This is a genomic window from Trueperella pecoris, assembly GCF_014926385.1.
Lineage (GTDB): Bacteria > Actinomycetota > Actinomycetes > Actinomycetales > Actinomycetaceae > Trueperella > Trueperella pecoris.
In genome coordinates, this window is record NZ_CP053291.1 from 455,518 (window position 1) to 473,073 (window position 17,556).

The 17,556-nt window shown below is 59.9% G+C and carries 32 protein-coding genes; 31 read left to right on the forward strand and 1 reads right to left on the reverse strand.

Annotated elements, in window-relative coordinates; genetic code table 11:
- Positions 1-12: 12 nt before the first annotated feature.
- The 22 genes from rpsJ (at position 13) to HLG82_RS02255 (ending at position 11,116) form a co-directional block, all read left to right on the forward strand.
- Positions 13-321, forward strand: coding sequence for a 30S ribosomal protein S10 (rpsJ, locus tag HLG82_RS02150; protein WP_024963332.1), 309 nt, complete (start codon positions 13-15; stop codon positions 319-321).
- A gap of 11 nt (positions 322-332) precedes the next feature.
- Positions 333-995, forward strand: coding sequence for a 50S ribosomal protein L3 (gene rplC / locus HLG82_RS02155; protein ID WP_193327102.1), 663 nt, complete (start codon positions 333-335; stop codon positions 993-995).
- 2 nt (positions 996-997) lie between these two features.
- Positions 998-1,636 carry a 50S ribosomal protein L4 gene (rplD, locus tag HLG82_RS02160; RefSeq protein ID WP_193327103.1) on the forward strand — a complete coding sequence of 213 codons (639 nt, stop codon included), beginning with the start codon at positions 998-1,000 and terminating at the stop codon, positions 1,634-1,636.
- On the forward strand, positions 1,609-1,944 hold the full coding sequence (gene rplW, locus HLG82_RS02165) for a 50S ribosomal protein L23 (RefSeq protein ID WP_193327104.1): 336 nt from the start codon (positions 1,609-1,611) through the stop codon (positions 1,942-1,944). Before rplD ends, rplW begins: the two co-directional genes overlap by 28 nt.
- A 31-nt stretch (positions 1,945-1,975) precedes the next feature.
- A complete protein-coding gene (rplB, locus tag HLG82_RS02170; RefSeq protein ID WP_193327105.1) occupies positions 1,976-2,815 on the forward strand; it encodes a 50S ribosomal protein L2 in 840 nt (279 codons plus the stop codon).
- A gap of 12 nt (positions 2,816-2,827) precedes the next feature.
- Positions 2,828-3,109: a 30S ribosomal protein S19 gene (rpsS, locus tag HLG82_RS02175; RefSeq protein WP_024963327.1), complete on the forward strand. Its 282-nt coding sequence runs from the start codon at positions 2,828-2,830 to the stop codon at positions 3,107-3,109.
- 18 nt (positions 3,110-3,127) lie between these two features.
- Positions 3,128-3,481 (forward strand): 50S ribosomal protein L22, encoded by a 354-nt coding sequence (gene rplV, locus HLG82_RS02180; RefSeq protein ID WP_193327106.1) that lies wholly within the window; start codon positions 3,128-3,130, stop codon positions 3,479-3,481.
- 2 nt (positions 3,482-3,483) lie between these two features.
- Positions 3,484-4,302 (forward strand): 30S ribosomal protein S3, encoded by an 819-nt coding sequence (gene rpsC, locus HLG82_RS02185; RefSeq protein WP_193327107.1) that lies wholly within the window; start codon positions 3,484-3,486, stop codon positions 4,300-4,302.
- Between the two features lie 5 nt (positions 4,303-4,307).
- Positions 4,308-4,724, forward strand: coding sequence for a 50S ribosomal protein L16 (gene rplP, locus HLG82_RS02190; RefSeq protein ID WP_024963324.1), 417 nt, complete (start codon positions 4,308-4,310; stop codon positions 4,722-4,724).
- Complete coding sequence (gene rpmC, locus HLG82_RS02195) at positions 4,724-4,957, forward strand: 50S ribosomal protein L29 (RefSeq protein WP_193327108.1); 234 nt, start codon at positions 4,724-4,726, stop codon at positions 4,955-4,957. Before rplP ends, rpmC begins: the two co-directional genes overlap by 1 nt.
- Before the next feature lie 10 nt (positions 4,958-4,967).
- Positions 4,968-5,249, forward strand: a complete 282-nt coding sequence (gene rpsQ / locus HLG82_RS02200) for a 30S ribosomal protein S17 (protein WP_193327109.1) — start codon at positions 4,968-4,970, stop codon at positions 5,247-5,249.
- 86 nt (positions 5,250-5,335) lie between these two features.
- On the forward strand, positions 5,336-5,704 hold the full coding sequence (rplN, locus tag HLG82_RS02205) for a 50S ribosomal protein L14 (RefSeq protein ID WP_024963321.1): 369 nt from the start codon (positions 5,336-5,338) through the stop codon (positions 5,702-5,704).
- A 1-nt stretch (position 5,705) separates the two neighbouring features.
- Entirely contained in the window at positions 5,706-6,044 is a 339-nt protein-coding gene (gene rplX / locus HLG82_RS02210; protein ID WP_193327110.1) for a 50S ribosomal protein L24, read from the forward strand.
- Positions 6,041-6,589 (forward strand): 50S ribosomal protein L5, encoded by a 549-nt coding sequence (gene rplE, locus HLG82_RS02215; RefSeq protein ID WP_193327111.1) that lies wholly within the window; start codon positions 6,041-6,043, stop codon positions 6,587-6,589. Before rplX ends, rplE begins: the two co-directional genes overlap by 4 nt.
- Positions 6,589-6,774, forward strand: coding sequence for a type Z 30S ribosomal protein S14 (locus HLG82_RS02220; RefSeq protein WP_024963318.1), 186 nt, complete (start codon positions 6,589-6,591; stop codon positions 6,772-6,774). Before rplE ends, HLG82_RS02220 begins: the two co-directional genes overlap by 1 nt.
- Positions 6,775-6,829: 55 nt before the next feature.
- Positions 6,830-7,228 carry a 30S ribosomal protein S8 gene (rpsH, locus tag HLG82_RS02225; protein WP_193327112.1) on the forward strand — a complete coding sequence of 133 codons (399 nt, stop codon included), beginning with the start codon at positions 6,830-6,832 and terminating at the stop codon, positions 7,226-7,228.
- An 18-nt stretch (positions 7,229-7,246) separates the two neighbouring features.
- On the forward strand, positions 7,247-7,783 hold the full coding sequence (rplF, locus tag HLG82_RS02230; RefSeq protein ID WP_193327113.1) for a 50S ribosomal protein L6: 537 nt from the start codon (positions 7,247-7,249) through the stop codon (positions 7,781-7,783).
- Positions 7,783-8,139, forward strand: a complete 357-nt coding sequence (gene rplR / locus HLG82_RS02235) for a 50S ribosomal protein L18 (protein WP_193327114.1) — start codon at positions 7,783-7,785, stop codon at positions 8,137-8,139. Before rplF ends, rplR begins: the two co-directional genes overlap by 1 nt.
- A 22-nt stretch (positions 8,140-8,161) precedes the next feature.
- A complete protein-coding gene (gene rpsE, locus HLG82_RS02240) occupies positions 8,162-8,854 on the forward strand; it encodes a 30S ribosomal protein S5 (RefSeq protein WP_193327115.1) in 693 nt (230 codons plus the stop codon).
- Positions 8,854-9,030: a 50S ribosomal protein L30 gene (gene rpmD, locus HLG82_RS02245; protein WP_193327116.1), complete on the forward strand. Its 177-nt coding sequence runs from the start codon at positions 8,854-8,856 to the stop codon at positions 9,028-9,030. The genes rpsE and rpmD overlap by 1 nt, the downstream gene beginning before the upstream one ends.
- Positions 9,030-9,506, forward strand: coding sequence for a 50S ribosomal protein L15 (rplO, locus tag HLG82_RS02250; RefSeq protein ID WP_193327117.1), 477 nt, complete (start codon positions 9,030-9,032; stop codon positions 9,504-9,506). The genes rpmD and rplO overlap by 1 nt, the downstream gene beginning before the upstream one ends.
- 599 nt (positions 9,507-10,105) lie before the next feature.
- Positions 10,106-11,116 (forward strand): IS30 family transposase, encoded by a 1,011-nt coding sequence (locus HLG82_RS02255; protein ID WP_193326020.1) that lies wholly within the window; start codon positions 10,106-10,108, stop codon positions 11,114-11,116.
- Between the two features lie 298 nt (positions 11,117-11,414).
- Here HLG82_RS02255 and HLG82_RS02260 read toward each other — a convergent pair whose 3' ends face one another.
- Positions 11,415-11,597 (reverse strand): hypothetical protein, encoded by a 183-nt coding sequence (locus HLG82_RS02260; RefSeq protein WP_193327823.1) that lies wholly within the window; start codon positions 11,595-11,597, stop codon positions 11,415-11,417.
- On the opposite strand from HLG82_RS02260, the gene secY reads away from it, so the two are divergent.
- The 9 genes from secY to rplQ all read left to right on the forward strand — a co-directional run bounded on the left by secY (position 11,527) and on the right by rplQ (position 17,555).
- Positions 11,527-12,813, forward strand: a complete 1,287-nt coding sequence (gene secY, locus HLG82_RS02265; RefSeq protein ID WP_193327118.1) for a preprotein translocase subunit SecY — start codon at positions 11,527-11,529, stop codon at positions 12,811-12,813. The genes HLG82_RS02260 and secY overlap by 71 nt on opposite strands.
- Positions 12,810-13,409, forward strand: a complete 600-nt coding sequence (locus tag HLG82_RS02270) for an adenylate kinase (protein ID WP_193327119.1) — start codon at positions 12,810-12,812, stop codon at positions 13,407-13,409. The genes secY and HLG82_RS02270 overlap by 4 nt, the downstream gene beginning before the upstream one ends.
- Positions 13,406-14,230, forward strand: coding sequence for a type I methionyl aminopeptidase (gene map, locus HLG82_RS02275; protein ID WP_193327120.1), 825 nt, complete (start codon positions 13,406-13,408; stop codon positions 14,228-14,230). The genes HLG82_RS02270 and map overlap by 4 nt, the downstream gene beginning before the upstream one ends.
- A 239-nt stretch (positions 14,231-14,469) precedes the next feature.
- The gene (gene infA / locus HLG82_RS02280) at positions 14,470-14,691 is read left to right on the forward strand and encodes a translation initiation factor IF-1 (RefSeq protein ID WP_024964445.1); all 222 of its coding nucleotides are present in this window, start codon (positions 14,470-14,472) and stop codon (positions 14,689-14,691) included.
- A 47-nt stretch (positions 14,692-14,738) separates the two neighbouring features.
- Entirely contained in the window at positions 14,739-14,852 is a 114-nt protein-coding gene (gene rpmJ / locus HLG82_RS02285) for a 50S ribosomal protein L36 (protein ID WP_013170544.1), read from the forward strand.
- A 156-nt stretch (positions 14,853-15,008) separates the two neighbouring features.
- Entirely contained in the window at positions 15,009-15,377 is a 369-nt protein-coding gene (gene rpsM / locus HLG82_RS02290; RefSeq protein ID WP_193327121.1) for a 30S ribosomal protein S13, read from the forward strand.
- 22 nt (positions 15,378-15,399) lie between these two features.
- The gene (gene rpsK, locus HLG82_RS02295) at positions 15,400-15,792 is read left to right on the forward strand and encodes a 30S ribosomal protein S11 (RefSeq protein ID WP_193327122.1); all 393 of its coding nucleotides are present in this window, start codon (positions 15,400-15,402) and stop codon (positions 15,790-15,792) included.
- A 145-nt stretch (positions 15,793-15,937) separates the two neighbouring features.
- Entirely contained in the window at positions 15,938-16,936 is a 999-nt protein-coding gene (locus HLG82_RS02300) for a DNA-directed RNA polymerase subunit alpha (protein WP_193327123.1), read from the forward strand.
- 94 nt (positions 16,937-17,030) lie between these two features.
- Positions 17,031-17,555 (forward strand): 50S ribosomal protein L17, encoded by a 525-nt coding sequence (rplQ, locus tag HLG82_RS02305; protein WP_193327124.1) that lies wholly within the window; start codon positions 17,031-17,033, stop codon positions 17,553-17,555.
- Position 17,556: the final 1 nt, after the last annotated feature.

Below are 17,556 nucleotides of genomic sequence, written 5' to 3' on the forward strand. Positions count from 1 at the left end.
GGAGACGACGCCATGGCGGGACAAAAAATCCGCATCCGTCTGAAGTCATATGACCACGAGGTCATCGACAACGCAGCGAAAAAGCTCGTCGACGAAGTTACCCGTACTGGAGCGTCGGTTGTGGGACCGGTGCCGCTGCCGACCAAGCGCAGCGTTTTCACCGTTATTCGCTCGCCCCACAAGTACAAGGACAGTCGCGAACAGTTCGAAATGCGTACGCATAAGCGACTGATCGACATTGTCGATCCGACCCTGAAGACAATTGACACCCTGCGTCGCCTGGATCTCCCGGCTGATGTCAGCGTCGAGATCAAGCTCTGAGGTAACGCATCATGACGAAGAACAAGACCGCCGCGGCGCCCGTGAAGGCGCTCCTCGGCGTAAAGCTAGGAATGACCCAGGTGTGGGACGAGAACGCTAAGCTCGTTCCGGTCACCGTGGTCAAGGTTGGCAAGAACGTTGTCACCCAGATTCGCACCATGGACACTGACGGCTACGAAGCTGTTCAGATCGCATCCGGCGAACTGAAGAACAAGAACGTGACCAAGCCGCTTGCAGGCCACTTCGCGAAGGCCGGCGTTGAGCCGCGTCGTTTCGTCGCTGAGGTCCGCACCTGCGACGCCGGCGAGTACTCGCTCGGCCAGGAGCTTGGCGTGGAGCTGTTCGAGGCAGGCCAGACTGTCGACGTCGTCGGCAAGTCGAAGGGCAAGGGCTTCGCAGGCACCATGAAGCGTCACGGCTTCGCCGGTGTGGGCGCCTCTCACGGTGCACACCGCAATCACCGCAAGCCCGGTTCGATCGGCGGCTGCGCTACCCCCGGTCGCGTATTCCGCGGTCAACGTATGGCCGGTCGCATGGGCAATGCCCGTGTAACCGTGCAAAATCTGACCATTCACGCAGTGGACACTGAGAACGATCTTCTCCTTGTCTCTGGCGCTATTCCCGGTAACAAGGGTGGCGTCGTCGTGATCCGTACTGCCGCGAAGGGAGCCTAACGATGGCGGACCTCAAGGTTGACGTTATTGATCTGACCGGCAAGAAGGCCGGCGATGTGGAGCTCGATTCGGCCGTCTTCGGCGTCGAGGCTAACATCCCGCTTCTTCACCAGGTTGTGACCGCCCAGCTCGCCGCTCGTCGTGCGGGTACCGCCAAGGCTAAGACCCGTGGCGAAGTTTCCGGCGGTGGCATCAAGCCGTGGCGTCAGAAGGGTACCGGTCGCGCTCGCCAGGGCTCGATCCGTGCACCGCACTGGACCGGCGGCGGAATCGCCCATGGCCCCGTTCCGCGCGATTACTCGCAGCGGACCCCCAAGAAGATGATTGCAGCTGCTCTGCGCCAGTCGCTTTCCGATCGTGCCGCACACAACCGCGTGCACATCGTGAAGGACTTCGTTGCTGGTGACAAGCCGTCGACGAAGGTAGCGCTCAAGCTCCTGCTCTCGGTGACCGAAGGTCGCAAGGCCCTCGTCGTCGTCGACCGCACCGATGAGAAGACGATCCTCTCGCTGCGTAACGCCCAGGAAGCACACCTGCTCTACTTCGATCAGCTCAACGCTTACGACGTGCTCGTCGCCGACGACGTCGTTTTCACCGAAGCTGCCTACGAAGCATGGACCAACAAGGAGGAGACGAAGTGACTTACGCTGCGTTCCAGAACAAGGATCCTCGCGACGTCATCCTCGAGCCGGTAGCCTCCGAGAAGGCCGCACGTCTCGAAGACGAGGGCAAGTACACGTTCATTGTTGACCCCAAGGCCAACAAGACCGAGATCAAGATCGCTATCGAGAAGATTTTCGGTGTCAAGGTTGAGTCCGTGAACACCCAGAACCGTCAGGGTAAGACCCGCCGTACTCGCGATGGCATCGGCCGCCGCAAGAACACCAAGCGCGCCATTGTCACCCTGCGCGAGGGCACCATCGACATCTACGGCGAGATCGTCGGCTAAGCCGGCGGGAAGTATTGAGGAATAAGAACTCATGGGAATTCGCAAGTACAAGCCGACGACCCCGGGTCGTCGCGGTTCGAGCGTAGCCGACTTCGTCGAGATCACCCGATCTACGCCGGAAAAGTCGCTGCTTCGCCCGCTCCCCAAGACCGGTGGCCGTAACAACCACGGTCGTATTACCACCCGTCACATCGGTGGTGGTCACAAGCGCCAGTACCGCGTGATCGACTTCCGTCGTCACGACAAGGACGGCATCCCCGCCAAGGTCGCTCACATCGAGTACGATCCGAACCGCACCGCTCGCATCGCTCTGCTGCACTACGCAGACGGCGAGAAGCGTTACATTCTCGCCCCCGAGAAGGTCACGCAGGGAACGATCATCGAGAACGGCCCGTCGGCTGACATCAAGCCGGGCAACAACCTGCCGATTCGCAACATCCCGGTTGGTACCGTTATCCACGCCGTGGAGCTTCGCCCAGGTGGCGGCGCTAAGATCGCCCGCTCGGCCGGTACCTCCGTTCAGCTCGTTGCCAAGGAAGGCAAGTACGCTCACCTGCGTATGCCGTCCGGCGAAATCCGCCTCGTTGACGTTCGTTGCCGCGCAACAATCGGTGAGGTTGGCAATGCTGAGCAGTCCAACATCAACTGGGGCAAGGCAGGCCGTATGCGTTGGAAGGGCGTCCGCCCGACCGTCCGCGGTGTTGTCATGAATCCGTTCGATCACCCGCACGGCGGTGGCGAGGGCAAGACGTCCGGTGGACGTCACCCGGTCTCCCCGTGGGGCCAGAAGGAATCTCGTACCCGTCACCCGAACAAGCCCAGCGACAAGCTCATCGTGCGCCGTCGCAAGACCGGCAAGAAGTCTCGATAGGAGTAGTCAGCTATGCCGCGTAGTTTGAAGAAGGGACCTTTCGTCGACGATCACCTTCAGAAGAAGGTTGACGAGCAGAACGAAAAGGGCACCCACAACGTCATCAAGACCTGGTCGCGCCGTTCGGTTATCACCCCGGACTTCCTCGGTCACACGTTCGCAGTCCACGACGGCCGTAAGCATGTTCCGGTGTTCATCACCGAGTCCATGGTTGGCCACAAGCTCGGCGAATTCGCTCCGACTCGTACCTTCAAGGGACACGAGAAGGACGATCGCAAGGGCCGTCGCCGTTAAGGCAGGAGAGGCAGAATAATGGAAGCTAAGGCACAGGCGCGCTACGTTCGCGTCACGCCCCAGAAGGCACGTCGTGTGGTCAATGAGATCCGTGGCCTGAATGCAGCCAACGCCGTGGACGTGCTCGAATTCGCACCGCAGGCAGTTGCTCGCGACGTCCGCAAGGTCGTCCAGTCCGCAATTGCTAACGCTCGTTTCGCAGCTGACCAGGCCGGCGAGCGCTTCGATGAGGCTTCGCTGAAGGTTCTCGAGGCATTCGTTGACGAGGGCCCGACCATGAAGCGCATCCAGCCGCGTGCCCAGGGCCGCGCTAACCGCATCATGAAGCGTACGAGCCACATCACCGTCATTGTCGGAACCAAGGAGGCCTAAGAATGGGACAGAAAGTTAATCCGGTAGGTTTCCGTCTGGGTATCACCACCGAGCACCGCTCGAAGTGGTTCACGGATTCCAACAAGGCTGGTCAGACCTACGCCGACTACCTCGGCGAGGACATCAAGATCCGCAAGATGATTGAGAAGAACCTCGAGCGCGCAGGTGTGTCCCGCGTGAACATCGAGCGTCGCACCGAGCGCGTTGTTATTGACATTCACACCGCACGTCCGGGTATTGTCATCGGCCGCCGCGGCGTCGAGGCCGATCGTCTCCGCCAGGACCTCGAGAAGCTGACCGGCAAAGCTGTCCAGCTCAACATTCTTGAGGTCAAGAACCCCGAAGCCGACGCACAGCTTGTCGCGCAGGGCATCGCCGAGCAGCTTGCTTCGCGCGTTTCCTTCCGTCGCGCTATGCGTAAGGGTATGCAGTCCGCTCAGCGTGCTGGCGCGAAGGGCATCCGTGTCCAGTGCTCCGGCCGTCTCGGTGGCGCTGAAATGTCCCGCTCGGAGTTCTACCGTGAGGGTCGCGTGCCGTTGCACACCCTCCGCGCTAACATTGACTACGGCTTCTACGAGGCCCGCACCACCTTCGGCCGTATTGGCGTTAAGGTGTGGATCTACCGTGGCGATGTGACCGACGCCGATTACTACCGTTCGCTGACTGAGGCTCCGCGTGGTCGCGGTGGTCGCAACGAGCGTCGTGGTCGCGGTGGTCGCAACGAGCGTCGTGGTCGTCAGAACCAGGCCGAGCAGTCGGCCACCACTGAGGCAACCGCTGCACCCGCAGAGGCGCCCGCTACCCAGGAAACGGAGGCCTGAGTTACATGCTCATTCCCCGCCGAACGAAGCATCGCAAGCAGCACCGCCCGGATCGCCATGGCATGTCCAAGGGCGGCAACACCCTGGCTTTCGGTGAGTACGGCATCCAGGCTCTCGAGCCGGCCTACGTTACCAACCGCCAGATTGAGGCAGCTCGTATCGCAATGACCCGTCACGTCAAGCGTGGCGGTAAGGTCTGGATCAACATCTTCCCGGACCGTCCGCTCACGAAGAAGCCGGCTGAAACCCGAATGGGTTCCGGTAAGGGCTCGGTCGAGTGGTGGGTTGCCAACGTCAAGCCCGGTCGTGTTCTCTTCGAACTCGCCGGTGTCGACGAGCAGCTTGCGCGTGAGGCTATGTCCCGTGCGCAGCACAAGCTCCCCATGAAGACTCGTTTTATTACCCGTGAGGATGGTGAATAATGGCTAAGGGCATTACCACTGAAGAGCTCGATCAGCTCACTGATGTTGAGCTCGCAGACCGCCTGAAGGAGGCGAAGGCTGAACTGTTCAACCTTCGTTTCTCGGCTGTGACCCATCGCCTGGAGGATTCAGGTCGTCTCAAGGAGGTGCGCCGCAACATTGCACGCATCTACACGATCGCACGCGAGCGTGAGCTCGGAATCCGCACCGCCCCGACGGCTAAGAAGAAGTAGAGGATCCGCGATGAGCGAGCAGGAAAAGACTGAGAACACGCAGCGTAACTACCGCAAGGTACGTACCGGCTACGTCGTCTCTGACAAGATGGACAAGACCGTTGTGGTCGAGGTTGAGGATCGTCGTAAGCACTCGCTTTACGGCAAGGTCATGACCCGTTCCAAGCGAATCAAGGCCCACGACGAGACCAACGAGGTTCGCGAAGGCGATCTCGTGCGCATCATGGAGACCCGACCGCTGTCCGCGACCAAGCACTTCCGTGTGGTCGAGGTCATCGAGAAGGCCAAGTAATCTCAGGTATTCTTACCTGGGAAGACAACCCATCCGTTCGGCAAGGCTCAGTTTTGAGAACCGGCACGACGACAGGAGATATGTAAATGATCCAGCAGGAGACGCGACTTAAGATCGCCGACAACACTGGTGCGAAGGAAATCCTTTGCATCCACGTGCTCGGCGGTTCTGGTCGGCGCTACGCCGGAATCGGTGACGTGATCGTCGCCGCCGTCAAGGATGCTATTCCTGGCGGAAATGTAAAGAAGGGCGACGTGGTCAAGGCCGTCGTCGTCCGCACGAAAAAGAGCACGCGCCGTGCAGACGGCTCGTACATCAAGTTCGACGAGAACGCAGCTGTCATTCTTAAGAATGACACCGAGCCGCGCGGCACCCGAATCTTCGGCCCCGTCGCTCGTGAACTCCGCGACAAGCAGTTCATGCGCATCGTCTCGCTCGCACCGGAGGTGATCTAACATGGCGAAGATCAAGAAGGGCGATCTCGTTCAGGTCATTGCAGGCCGGGATAAGGGCATGCAAGGCCGTATCCTCGAGGTCCTCGGCGATCGCGTCATCGTCGAAGGTGTTCAGCGCGTGAAGAAGCACACGCGTGTTGGTCGCACCGATCGCGGTGCAGCCACCGGCGGTATCGAGACTGTTGAGGCTCCGATCCACGTTTCTAACGTGATGCTCGTTGGCCCCGACAAGAAGCCGGTCCGCGTGGGCTTCCGCGAGGTTGAAGTCGAGCGTGACGGTCGTAAGAAGATCATGCGCGAGCGCATCGGTCGTCGAGCCGGAGAGGAGATCGAGCTGTGACTCAGCCTCGTCTGAAGACCAAGTACCGCGAGGAGTTCCTCCCGGCGCTGAAGCAGGAGTTCAACCACACCAACGTTCACACCGTTGGCGGGCTTGACAAGATTGTCGTCAACATGGGTGTTGGAGAAGCAGCTCGCGACTCCAAGATCCTCGAGGGCGCCATCGCCGACATCACCGCGATCACCGGCCAGAAGCCGCAGGTCACCAAGGCTCGTAAGTCCGTCGCGCAGTTCAAGCTGCGTGAGGGCCAGGCCATCGGCTGCCACGTCACCCTCCGCGGTGACCGTATGTGGGAGTTCCTCGACCGACTTCTGTCCACCGCGCTTCCGCGTATCCGCGACTTCCGCGGCCTGTCGCCGAAGCAGTTCGATGGCAACGGTAACTACACGTTCGGCTTGACCGAGCAGACCGTTTTCCACGAGATCGACATGGACAAGATTGATCGCGTCCGCGGCATGGATATCACCTTTGTCACCACCGCGAAGACCGACGACGAGGGTCGCGCACTGCTGCGTCACCTCGGCTTCCCGTTCAAGGAGGACTAATGGCAAAGACTGCTCTGAAGCAAAAGGCGGCTCGGAAGCCGAAGTACGCTGTTCGCGCTTACACGCGTTGCCAGCGTTGCGGCCGTCCGCACTCCGTCTACCGTAAGTTCGGCCTGTGCCGAGTCTGCGTTCGTGAGATGGCCCTCGCGGGCGAGCTCCCGGGCGTGAAGAAGGCAAGCTGGTAAGAAACTACGTCGCAGGTCCGAAGAGGAAACCACGACGAGGAAGGGCTGTGGCCCGATGTCTATGACAGACCCCATTGCAGATATGCTCACGCGTCTGCGCAACGCCAACTCGGCGTACCACGAGACGGTTGAAATGCCGTACTCGAAGATGAAGGCTTCGATTGCCGACATCCTCAAGCGTGAGGGTTACATTGACGGTTTCACCGTCGAAGACGCCAAGGTGGGCAAGACGCTCACCCTCAACCTGAAGTACGGCCCGAACCGTGAGCGCTCGCTCGCTGGTCTTCGCCGTATCTCGAAGCCGGGACTTCGCGTCTACGCCAAGTCCACCAACCTCCCTCAGGTTCTCGGCGGCCTGGGCGTGGCGATTCTGTCCACGTCCTCCGGCCTGCTGACCGACCGCGAGGCCAAGGACAAGGGTGTAGGTGGGGAAGTCCTCGCCTACATCTGGTAGAAGGAAGGAGACCAAACAATGTCACGTATTGGTAAGCTCCCGATCTCTATCCCCGCTGGCGTCGACGTCAAGGTCGAGGATGGCACGGTTACCGTCAAGGGCCCGAAGGGCGAGCTGACGCTCCCCGTCGCTGCTCCGATCGAGGTCAAGGTCGAGGACAACGAGATCGTCGTTTCTCGCCCCGATGACCAGCGCGAGTCGCGTTCGCTTCATGGCCTTACCCGCACGCTCATCGCCAACAACATCGTCGGCGTGACCGAAGGGTACAAGAAGGATCTCGAGATTCACGGCACTGGTTACCGCGTGGTCGCCAAGGGCACCGATCTTGAGTTCTCCCTCGGCTACTCGCACACGATCCTTGTCAAGGCAACCGACGACATCTCGTTCGAAGTTGCTGCCCCGACTAAGTTCTCGGTTGTCGGCATTGACAAGCAGAAGGTTGGCGAGATGGCTGCGTCCATCCGCAAGCTCCGCAAGCCTGAACCGTACAAGGGCAAGGGCATTCGTTACGCTGGCGAGCAGGTGCGTCGCAAGGCTGGAAAGGCTGGTAAGTAATGGCTACTCACAAGTTCGCAGCGCGTAAGCGCCGCCACCAGCGTCTTCGCAAGCGCGTTATCGGCACTGCCGAGCGTCCCCGCCTCGTCGTCACGCGTTCGAATCGTCACATGATGGCTCAGGTCATCGACGATGCCGCCGGCACGACCCTGGCATACGCCTCCACTCTCGAGGCCGACTTCCCGGCGGATATCGAGGGCAAGATCGGCGCAGCACGCGTCGTTGGTGAGCGCATTGGTAAGCGCGCGATCGAGGCCGGCGTCTCCGCCGTCGTCTTGGATCGTGCTGGAAACAAGTATCACGGTCGCGTGGCCGCGGTTGCCGATGGCGCCCGCGAAGCCGGCCTCAACCTGTGATCTGGAACGAGAGGATATAGACATGGCTGCAGAGCAGCGTGGACGCCGCTCCGAGGGTGACCGCGAGGAGCGCGGTAACCGCAACGAGCGTCGCAATGAGCGTCGTACCGATCGTCGCGCAGATGACAGGAACGCCTACATCGAGCGCGTCGTGACTATCAACCGCGTCGCCAAGACCGTCAAGGGTGGTCGTCGCATGGCCTTCACCGCACTCGTTGTGGTGGGCGATGGCAACGGCACCGTCGGTGTTGGCTACGGCAAGGCCAAGGAAGTGCCCGCAGCTATCGCTAAGGGCACCGAGAAGGCCAAGAAGAACTTCTTCAAGGTTCCCCGCATTGGCACCACCATCCCGCACGTGGTCCAGGGTGAAGATGCCGCCGGCGTCGTCCTCCTGCGCCCTGCGTCGGCTGGTACCGGCGTTATCGCCGGTGGTCCGGTGCGCGCCGTTCTGGAGGCCGCTGGCATCCACAACATCCTGTCGAAGTCGCTTGGCTCGTCCAACGCCATCAACATCGTGCACGCGACCGTCGCGGCACTGAAGAAGCTTGAGCAGCCCGAGGCTGTGGCAGCACGCCGCGGTCTTCCGGTTGATCAGGTTGCTCCGGCTGCTATGCTCCGCGCTCGTGCGGAGTTCGAAGCCAAGGAGCGCGAGGATGCCGAGCTCGAAGCTAAGCGCGAAGAGAACGAGGCTGCCGCCGCAGGAGTTGGTGCATAATGCTGAAGATTACGCAGAAGAAGGGCCTCGTCGGGGCCACGCAGACCCAGAAGGCTACTGTGCTTTCCCTCGGTCTGCACAAGATTCACCAGTCGGTGACCCACCCGGATAACGCCGCCGTTCGCGGCCAGATCCGCAAGGTTGCTCACTTGGTCGATGTGGAGGAGGTCAAGTAATGGCTGATTCGACGAATACCACTTCGGGGCCTCTCAAGATCCACGATCTGCGTCCGGCGCCGGGCTCGAACAAGGCTAAGATCCGCGCTGGCCGCGGTGAAGGTGGCAAGCGTGGCAAGACCGCTGGACGTGGCACCAAGGGCACCCGCGCTCGAAACACGGTCCGTCCGGGCTTCGAGGGTGGCCAGATGCCGCTCCACATGCGTCTGCCGAAGCTTCGTGGCTTCAAGAACCCGAACAAGGTTTACTTCCAGGTCGTCAACCTTGACGCCCTTGAGAAGCTCTTCCCCGAGGGCGGCGACGTCACCGTGGAAGCACTTGTTGCGAAGGGTGCAGTCCGCAAGAACTGCCTAGTCAAGGTTCTTGGCACGGGCGAAATCAACGTCAAGGTCAATGTGACTGTCGACGCATGGTCGGGCTCCGCACAGGAGAAGATTGAGGCTGCTGGCGGCTCGCTCGCCAAGCGCGAGGCCTAAACATCTCAAGGGTCGGCTCTCACCTTCGGGTGGGGGCCGACTTTTTATGCGCGCACGCGCGAGGCGGCCGGGCGGCGCGCGGCCGGGCAGCAGGGGTCGCCCGTGTCCGCGCACCATTAAGCTGGCTCCCGCTGTAGTAAAAAGCGGGGTAGGTTCCAGGGGTCAATGCACTACTTTTTGGAGTGTGTTGAATGGTTGGTAGATCGCCGATTCGGCCTTATTCGCAGTCGTTTCGTGATCATGCGGTGGCCTTGGTTGCTTCTGGGCGTTCGTGTGCAAGTGTTGCTCGTGAGTTGAAGGTTAATTGTCACTCGGTTCAGGTCTGGGCTCGTGGGGCGGGTTTAGTGTTGGTCCGTGGGCAGGGTGGGCCGGCGCAGGCTCGTGCGGCTGCTAGGGTACGGGTGTGGCAGTTGACGGCTGAGGGCTTGCCGGTTGCCGAGATCGCGAAACGGGTTGGTCATAGTCCGAACTGGGTTCGTGGGAAACAGGCTATGTTGGGGCCTATGGTTGAAGTTTTGCAACGGGGCCGTGTTGGTGGGGCCACGGTCGTGGCCAGTGTTGACCGGGTTGGTAATGGCAGGGTTGGTCGAGGCCGGCGTATGACGCTTGAAGAGCGCGTGGCGATCGGGTTGGGGTTAGCTGATGGTAAGTCGGCTCGGCAGATCGCTTTAAGTTTGGGGCGTAGTCCGTCATCGGTGACGCGTGAGATTAATCGTGGTGCTTTTCCTGATGGTTCTTATGATGCTCGCTGGGCTCATCAGTGCGCTCATCAGCGTCGTTCTCGTCCTAAGCCGGGCAAGCTTACTACCCATGTGGCGCTGCGTCAGAAGGTGGTTGAGCTGTTAAATAAGCGTTATTCTCCCCAGCAAATCAGTGTTCGTTTGCGTCATGATTATGGAGATGATCGGCAGATGCGTGTGTCTCATGAAACGATTTATCAGGCTTTGTATGTTCACGGGGGTGGGGCATTACGGCAAGAGCTTAAACGGGAGAAAGGACTGCGTTCGGGTCGTCAACGGCGTATTGCTCGTTCTGCTCTTGCTGGCACTCCCGGGCGCGGGCGTAAGACGTGGGTCGAGGGCGCTTCAATCGATTTGCGCCCCCACGAGGTCGATGGGCGCCTGACGCCAGGTCACTGGGAAGGAGATTTAATTATCGGTGGTGGTAAGGGCAAGCACACAGCGCTGATCACCCTAGTCGAGCGCTCTTCACGGTTTTTGCTGATCGCTCGTCTTGGGGTGAGCCATGATTCACCGACCGTGATTGAGAAACTGACCCAGATGGTTCAGACCTTGCCCAGTAAGGCCTTCTCCTCGATCACCTGGGATCAAGGTAGTGAGATGGCGCAGGTAGCCCAGTTCAAGGTCGATACCAATATCAAGGTCTACTTCGCTGACCCGCATAGCCCGTGGCAGCGTCCGTCGAATGAACGCCTGAATCGTGATATTCGTGAATACTTCCCCAAGGGAACTAACTTCGCTGACATCACCGACGAGGAAGTCGCTTTCGTCCAAGACGAACTCAACGACCGAGCCCGAGTTGTCTTGAACGGAATGACCCCACGTGAGACACTGGCCGAGTTGTTAAAAAATGATGCATCGACCCCCTGAATCTCCCCGGAATTTTAATACAGCGCGGGGCAGGTTAGTACAGCGCCGGCGAGAGGCAGGGCCGGCGGCGGGCAGGTTAGTACAGCGCCGGCGAGAGGCAGAGCTAGCGGTGAGAGCTCGCGCCTGAGGCATCACGAATCTGCAGGTCGGGCGGACACCGGTGCGAAAGCAGGCCGCCCCGCCCCGCAACCCGGCCGCACCACCGGCGCGCTGCGGGGTTCCGTTTGGCGCGATCTGTGGCACATCCGAACAGCCGGTTCCTATAAATGGTGGGGGAGCGGGTATAGTTAAACGGTGTCTATCGTGACACCGTGCCGATTTGCGCTGTAAAAGCCTCATCGGTCACGAACGTTCCGGCTTCGGCCGGGCACCCACGCGACGGCTCTTGGGCTGGCATATGGAGGACTGTTTTGTTCAAAGCACTGGTATCGGCATTCCGCACTCCGGATTTGAGGCGAAAGTTGCTCTTCACGATGTTCATCGTGACAATCTATCGCCTGGGCACGTATATGCCCGCGCCCTTCGTTTCATATGTCAACGTCAAGCAGTGTCTGTCTGAGCAGGGCACTGCGGACCTGTTCACGATGATGAACATGTTTTCCGGCGGCGGCATGCTCCAGCTGTCGGTCTTCGCCCTGGGCATTATGCCCTACATTACGGCGTCGATTATCGTTCAGCTGATGCGCGTCGTCATTCCGCGTTTCGAGGAGCTGCACAAGGAAGGCCAGACAGGCCAGGCTAAGCTCACCGAATACACGCGTTACCTGACGATATTCTTGGGTGTCCTCCAGGCCTCGGTCATGGTCTCGATCGCTAACTCCAAGCTCTTCCCGCTGTGTACGGTGGATCCGATTCCGAACGGCAACGCGGGCAAGTACCTCCTCACGATCGTCGCGGTGACGGCCGGTACCGGCTTGGTCATGTGGTTGGGTGAGCAGATTACCGAGCGCGGCGTCGGCAACGGCATGTCGCTCCTCATCTTTACCGGCATCGCCGCCTCGTTCCCCACCATGCTCACGAACGTCTACAAGTCCGACGGTGGCGTCTCTCGTCTGTTCATCGTTCTGGCGATGTTCCTCGCTATTACGCTGGTTGTCGTGTTCGTAGAGCAGTCTCAGCGCCGCATCCCGGTCCAGTACGCCAAGCGCGTCGTCGGCCGTCGTACCTATGGCGGTACGTCGACCTACATCCCGATCAAGATCAACATGGCCAACGTCATCCCGGTCATCTTCGCTTCGTCGATTCTCGCGCTACCGCAGATGATTGCGCAGTTCGGTGACCCGCAGTCGGCGTGGACCCAGTGGCTACACAACAACTTCACGCGCGCCTCGGGTTGGTACCTCGTTGTTTACGCGCTTCTCATTGTTTTCTTCGCGTTCTTCTACACGTCGATCACCTTCAACCCGGAGGAGATCGCGGACAACATGAAGCGTTACGGCGGATTCGTGCCGGGTATTCGTGCAGGTCAGCCGACGGCCGACTACCTGCGTTACGTCATCAACCGAGTTAACTGGGTGGGCGCGATCTACTTGGCGATCATCGCGCTCATTCCGCAGATCGTGTTTAACTCCATGGGTATTCAGTCCATGTCCTTCGGCGGAACCTCGATCATTATTTTGGTGGGCGTCGGTCTGCAGACGGTCAAGGACATCGATGCTCAGCTTCAGCAGCGTCACTACGAAGGATTCCTCCGATGAACTATCGTCTTGTCATCGTCGGTCCGCCCGGAGCGGGCAAGGGCACGCAGGCAGAGGGCTTTTCCGAGAGCCTCGACATTCCGTGGATTTCCACCGGCCAGGCCTTCCGTGACGTGCTCGCGTCCGGTTCCGAACTCGGAGAATTGATCGGCTCGTACATCAACAAGGGCAATCTGGTTCCAGATGATCTGACTGACCGCCTCGTGGCCGACCGCCTCGATCAAAACGGAGCAAGCAATGGCTTCCTCCTCGACGGCTACCCGCGCACGCTCGACCAGGTTGAGGCGCTCGATCGCATGCTCGAGGAGCGTGAGGCTCCGCTTGACGCCGTCATTGAGCTTCAGATTCCTGACGAGCAGATCGTCTCCCGCCTGCTTAACCGCGCGAAGGTTGAGGGGCGCAAGGACGACACCGAAGAGGTCATTCGTCACCGTATCGATGTCTACCATGCCAAGACCCAGCCGCTGCTGGATGTCTATCGCGAGCGCGGGCTTGTCGTCGGCGTCGACGGCATGGGCACGATCGATGAGGTTCGTGAGCGTATGGTTGCTAATTTCGAGAAGTTCATGGCAGCCGAAGGTCGCGACGCCGAGTGATTCAGTACAAGTCTGACGACCAGATTCGGAAAATGCGCGTGGCCGGCCTCGTCGTGGCCGCCATTCATGATGCACTGCGCACGCGCGTTCAGGCTGGTATGACGACAGGCGATCTTGACGCCATCGCGTTTGAGGTCTTGCAGGCGCACGGCGCTACGTCGAATTTCTACGGCTACTACGACTACCCGGGTCAGATTTGCACGTCCGTCAACGACGTCGTCGTACACGGTATTCCTGGAGATCTCGTTCTTCAGCCGGGAGACTTGGTCTCGATGGATTGTGGAGCAGTCGTAGACGGTTGGCATGGAGATGCCGCAATTTCTGTGGTGCTTCCGGGCGGGGATCCCGAGGTTCGGGCCGCGCGCGAAAAGCTCAACGAGATCACGCGAGGCTCGATGTGGGCCGGTATTGCGGCGATGGCAACCGGCAAGCGGGTAGCAGATATCGGCAATGCGATCGACGATTTCGTGACCGACCGGGACGAAGATGAGCAGCCTGATATTCTCACCGACTATGTCGGGCACGGTATCGGAACGTCGATGCATCAGGAGCCTGAGGTGCTCAACTACCGCACCGAGGGGCGTAGCCCGAAGCTAAAAAAGGGCATGGTGCTCTGTATCGAGCCAATGCTTGCCGCCGGCAACCAAGCGACGTCGGTCGACGACGACGAGTGGACTGTGCGTACGATCGACGGCTCGGATGCCTGCCATTGGGAGCACATGGTGGCCAAGCATAAGCGCGGTATCTGGGTGCTGACCGCGCCCGACGGCGGCGCGGAAGGGCTCGCTCCCTACGGGATCACACCCGTTCCGCTCGACTGAACTGGCTGGCGGCCATGGCGCGGGTGTTATAGGCCAAGTCCAGCCTTCCTGTGAAAGCTGAGATGCCGCACCGGATGTGGTGCGGGCATCGGTTTTTAAGGTGGCACTGCTTCGTGACGTGATGCACCAGATTCTCCCTTTCGTAGTTCTGGGGCATCCCGTAAAATAGACCGTTGGTGCCCCGTAGGCACCCGTTGGAAGAACCCTTCCGATGTAGCAATTTCAGTTAAGCGGGGAACATGGCGAAAAAAGAAGGCGTCATCGAAGTAGAGGGCTCGGTCACTGAGGCTTTGCCCAACGCGATGTTTCGTGTCCAGCTAGAGAACGGGCACATGGTGCTCGCACACATCTCTGGCAAGATGCGTCAGCACTACATCAAGATCCTTCCGGAAGATCGCGTCGTCGTAGAGCTCACGCCCTACGATCTTAGTCGCGGCCGGATCGTGTATCGCTACAAGTAAACCGCACTCTACCGCCGGAACGTCTGGCAATAGGAAGCACCACTTTTATGAAGGTCAAGCCTAGCGTTAAGAGGATCTGTGACAACTGCAAGGTGATTCGTCGCCACGGTCGCGTCATGGTTATCTGCGATAACCCGCGCCACAAGCAGCGTCAGGGCTAAGAGCCAAAGATCCGTCAGAAGATTCTGACAGCGGGGTGATTCCCGCGGCAATTGCATTACTAGTGCTACGGCACAACCCTCAGTCCGAAGGCTGAGGCCCACACAAGGGGAAGTAATGCTCCACACCTTCGGATTAAGACAATAGGGAGCCAAATAATGGCACGTCTTTCTGGCGTTGATCTCCCGCGCGAAAAGCGCATCGAGATCGCGCTCACTTACATTTTCGGCATTGGTCGTACCCGTGCCCAGGAGACCATCGAGGCCACCGGTGTGAATCCGGACGTCCGCGTCAAGGATCTTACTGAGGACGATCTGGTCAAGCTCAAGAACCACATCGACGAGAACTACAAGGTCGAAGGCGATCTCCGCCGCGAGATCCAGGCCGATATCCGCCGCAAGGTCGAGATTGGTTGCTACCAGGGCATCCGTCACCGCCGTGGCCTGCCAGTGCATGGTCAGCGTACGAAGACGAACGCACGTACCCGCAAGGGTCCGAAGCGCACCGTCGCAGGCAAGAAGAAGTAGTTTCGGGTTTAGGAGTAAGTAAATGCCACCCAAGTCTCAGCGTCGCCCGCGTCGTGCAACGCGTAAGAACGTCCTCAACGGACAGGCGCACATCAAGTCCACATTCAATAACACGATCGTTTCGATCACCGACGCCAAGGGCGAGGTCATCGCCCAGGCTTCGGCCGGTATGGTCGGCTTCAAGGGCTCACGTAAGTCCACGCCGTACGCCGCTCAGCTTGCTGCTGAGAACGCCGCACGCCGTGCCATGGACATGGGCCTGAAGAAGGTCGACGTCTTCGTCAAGGGCCCGGGCTCCGGCCGCGAGACCGCGATTCGTTCGCTCACCGCTTCCGGCCTCGAGGTCACCTCGATTTCCGATGTGACCCCCCAGGCACACAATGGTTGTCGTCCGCCCAAGCGTCGTCGCGTCTGATCGCAGGTTGGCTTCCCATGGCGTAAGCGTTGGGGAGCCAACAACCGCAGGGCGAGTCTGACGCTCGCGATACTGCAGGGGATGAACCCAAAGAAATATTTGTCTGGGTGTCATATAGCGGGCACCTGTCGAAAGGACATCACCAGTGATCATTGAACAGCGACCCACGCTGACGGAAGACAAGATCTCCGATACACGTTCGCGCTTTACGCTCGATCCGCTCGAGCCCGGCTTTGGTTACACGCTGGGTAATTCCCTGCGTCGTACCCTGCTGTCGTCGATCCCCGGCGCTGCTATCACCTCGGTTCATATCGACGGCGTTCTCCACGAGTTCTCCACTGTTCCCGGCTGCAAGGAAGATGTCGCCGAGATCATTTTGAACATCAAGGAGCTCGTCGTTACTTCCGAGCACGATGAGCCGGTGCTCATGTACCTGCGTAAGCAGGGCCCGGGCGAGGTCTTGGCTTCGGATATCACGCCGCCCGCCGGCGTCGAGATTCATAACCCGGACCTCGTGATCGCCACCCTCAACGAGAAGGGCAAGATCGAGGTTGACCTGACCGTCGAGCGTGGCCGTGGATATGTTTCGGCTGCTCAGAACAACTCGCCGGATTACGAGATTGGTCGCATTCCGATCGACTCGATCTACTCTCCGGTTGTCAAGGTTTCCTACAAGGTCGAGGCCACCCGTGTTGGCCAGCGCACCGACTTCGATAAGCTCATTGTTGACGTCGAGACCAAGCCTTCTACCGCCCCGCGCGATGCTTTCGCTTCGGCCGGTAAGACGCTCGTGGAGCTCTTCGGTCTGTGCACTGAGCTCAACGAGGAGGTCGAGGGCCTGGAGCTGAAGGAAGCTCCGGTTGTCGAGCAGCAGTCGTCCGATCTGCAGCGTCCGATCACGATCCTGAACCTGCCTGCTCGCTCGCAGAATTGCCTGCAGCGTGAGGGCATCCACACGATCGGTGAACTCGTTCTGCGTTCCGAGGCTGACCTCCTCGACATTCGTAACTTCGGTGCGAAGTCGATCGAGGATGTCAAGGATGAGCTTGCAAAGCTTGACCTGCGCCTGAAGGATTCGCCTGCGGGCTTCATGTCTGGCTTCGGTGACGACGCCTACGGCATGCAGTTCAGCGACGACGCTTAATTTAGAATTTTCCCTGTCCTCGGTCACGACGCCGTAGGGGAGGGTTGCGGCCGGGCTCGCGAGAGCCTTCCCGCACCGTTATTTAGGAGAAAACATGCCCAAGCCCGCAAAGGGTCCGCGCCTGGGAGGCAGCCCGTCCCACGAGCGCAAGATTATTGCCAACCTGTGCAAGCAGCTGATCACCAATGAGTCTGTTGTGACCACGGAGACCCGCGCCAAGCGTGTCCGCCCGCACATCGAGAAACTCATCACGAAGGCGAAGAAGGGCGACACCTACAACCGTCGTCTTGCCCTCCGTGTTCTCGGTGACCGCGAGGTTGCCTACATCCTCTTCGAGGAGCTCGGCCCGAAGTTCGCCGAGCGCAACGGTGGCTACACCCGTATCACCAAGCTTCCTAACCGCAAGGGTGACAACGCGCCGATGGCTCTGATCGAGCTCGTTCTTGAGCCGGTTTCGCCCAAGCAGGCCGTCGTCAAGGAAGCGGAGAAGGTTGCCGAGAAGGCCGCCGAGTCGCCGGAGTCAGCAGATTCCGCTGAGTCAGCAGAGTCCGCTGAGTCGGCAGAGTCCGCTGAGTCGCCGGAGTCGGCTGATTCGGTCGAGGAGACCGAGGCAAAGTAGC

Bases quoted from the DNA above. Each gene is read 5' to 3' on its own strand.
- rpsJ (WP_024963332.1), top strand. From the start codon at position 13: ATGGCGGGACAAAAAATCCGCATCCGTCTGAAGTCATATGACCACGAG.
- rplC (WP_193327102.1), top strand. From the start codon at position 333: ATGACGAAGAACAAGACCGCCGCGGCGCCCGTGAAGGCGCTCCTCGGC.
- rplD (WP_193327103.1), top strand. From the start codon at position 998: ATGGCGGACCTCAAGGTTGACGTTATTGATCTGACCGGCAAGAAGGCC.
- rplW (WP_193327104.1), top strand. From the start codon at position 1,609: ATGGACCAACAAGGAGGAGACGAAGTGACTTACGCTGCGTTCCAGAAC.
- rplB (WP_193327105.1), top strand. From the start codon at position 1,976: ATGGGAATTCGCAAGTACAAGCCGACGACCCCGGGTCGTCGCGGTTCG.
- rpsS (WP_024963327.1), top strand. From the start codon at position 2,828: ATGCCGCGTAGTTTGAAGAAGGGACCTTTCGTCGACGATCACCTTCAG.
- rplV (WP_193327106.1), top strand. From the start codon at position 3,128: ATGGAAGCTAAGGCACAGGCGCGCTACGTTCGCGTCACGCCCCAGAAG.
- rpsC (WP_193327107.1), top strand. From the start codon at position 3,484: ATGGGACAGAAAGTTAATCCGGTAGGTTTCCGTCTGGGTATCACCACC.
- rplP (WP_024963324.1), top strand. From the start codon at position 4,308: ATGCTCATTCCCCGCCGAACGAAGCATCGCAAGCAGCACCGCCCGGAT.
- rpmC (WP_193327108.1), top strand. From the start codon at position 4,724: ATGGCTAAGGGCATTACCACTGAAGAGCTCGATCAGCTCACTGATGTT.
- rpsQ (WP_193327109.1), top strand. From the start codon at position 4,968: ATGAGCGAGCAGGAAAAGACTGAGAACACGCAGCGTAACTACCGCAAG.
- rplN (WP_024963321.1), top strand. From the start codon at position 5,336: ATGATCCAGCAGGAGACGCGACTTAAGATCGCCGACAACACTGGTGCG.
- rplX (WP_193327110.1), top strand. From the start codon at position 5,706: ATGGCGAAGATCAAGAAGGGCGATCTCGTTCAGGTCATTGCAGGCCGG.
- HLG82_RS02220 (WP_024963318.1), top strand. From the start codon at position 6,589: ATGGCAAAGACTGCTCTGAAGCAAAAGGCGGCTCGGAAGCCGAAGTAC.
- rpsH (WP_193327112.1), top strand. From the start codon at position 6,830: ATGTCTATGACAGACCCCATTGCAGATATGCTCACGCGTCTGCGCAAC.
- rplF (WP_193327113.1), top strand. From the start codon at position 7,247: ATGTCACGTATTGGTAAGCTCCCGATCTCTATCCCCGCTGGCGTCGAC.
- rplR (WP_193327114.1), top strand. From the start codon at position 7,783: ATGGCTACTCACAAGTTCGCAGCGCGTAAGCGCCGCCACCAGCGTCTT.
- rpsE (WP_193327115.1), top strand. From the start codon at position 8,162: ATGGCTGCAGAGCAGCGTGGACGCCGCTCCGAGGGTGACCGCGAGGAG.
- rpmD (WP_193327116.1), top strand. From the start codon at position 8,854: ATGCTGAAGATTACGCAGAAGAAGGGCCTCGTCGGGGCCACGCAGACC.
- rplO (WP_193327117.1), top strand. From the start codon at position 9,030: ATGGCTGATTCGACGAATACCACTTCGGGGCCTCTCAAGATCCACGAT.
- HLG82_RS02255 (WP_193326020.1), top strand. From the start codon at position 10,106: ATGACGCTTGAAGAGCGCGTGGCGATCGGGTTGGGGTTAGCTGATGGT.
- HLG82_RS02260 (WP_193327823.1), bottom strand. From the start codon at position 11,597: ATGAACATCGTGAAGAGCAACTTTCGCCTCAAATCCGGAGTGCGGAAT.
- HLG82_RS02270 (WP_193327119.1), top strand. From the start codon at position 12,810: ATGAACTATCGTCTTGTCATCGTCGGTCCGCCCGGAGCGGGCAAGGGC.
- infA (WP_024964445.1), top strand. From the start codon at position 14,470: ATGGCGAAAAAAGAAGGCGTCATCGAAGTAGAGGGCTCGGTCACTGAG.
- rpmJ (WP_013170544.1), top strand. From the start codon at position 14,739: ATGAAGGTCAAGCCTAGCGTTAAGAGGATCTGTGACAACTGCAAGGTG.
- rpsM (WP_193327121.1), top strand. From the start codon at position 15,009: ATGGCACGTCTTTCTGGCGTTGATCTCCCGCGCGAAAAGCGCATCGAG.
- rpsK (WP_193327122.1), top strand. From the start codon at position 15,400: ATGCCACCCAAGTCTCAGCGTCGCCCGCGTCGTGCAACGCGTAAGAAC.
- rplQ (WP_193327124.1), top strand. From the start codon at position 17,031: ATGCCCAAGCCCGCAAAGGGTCCGCGCCTGGGAGGCAGCCCGTCCCAC.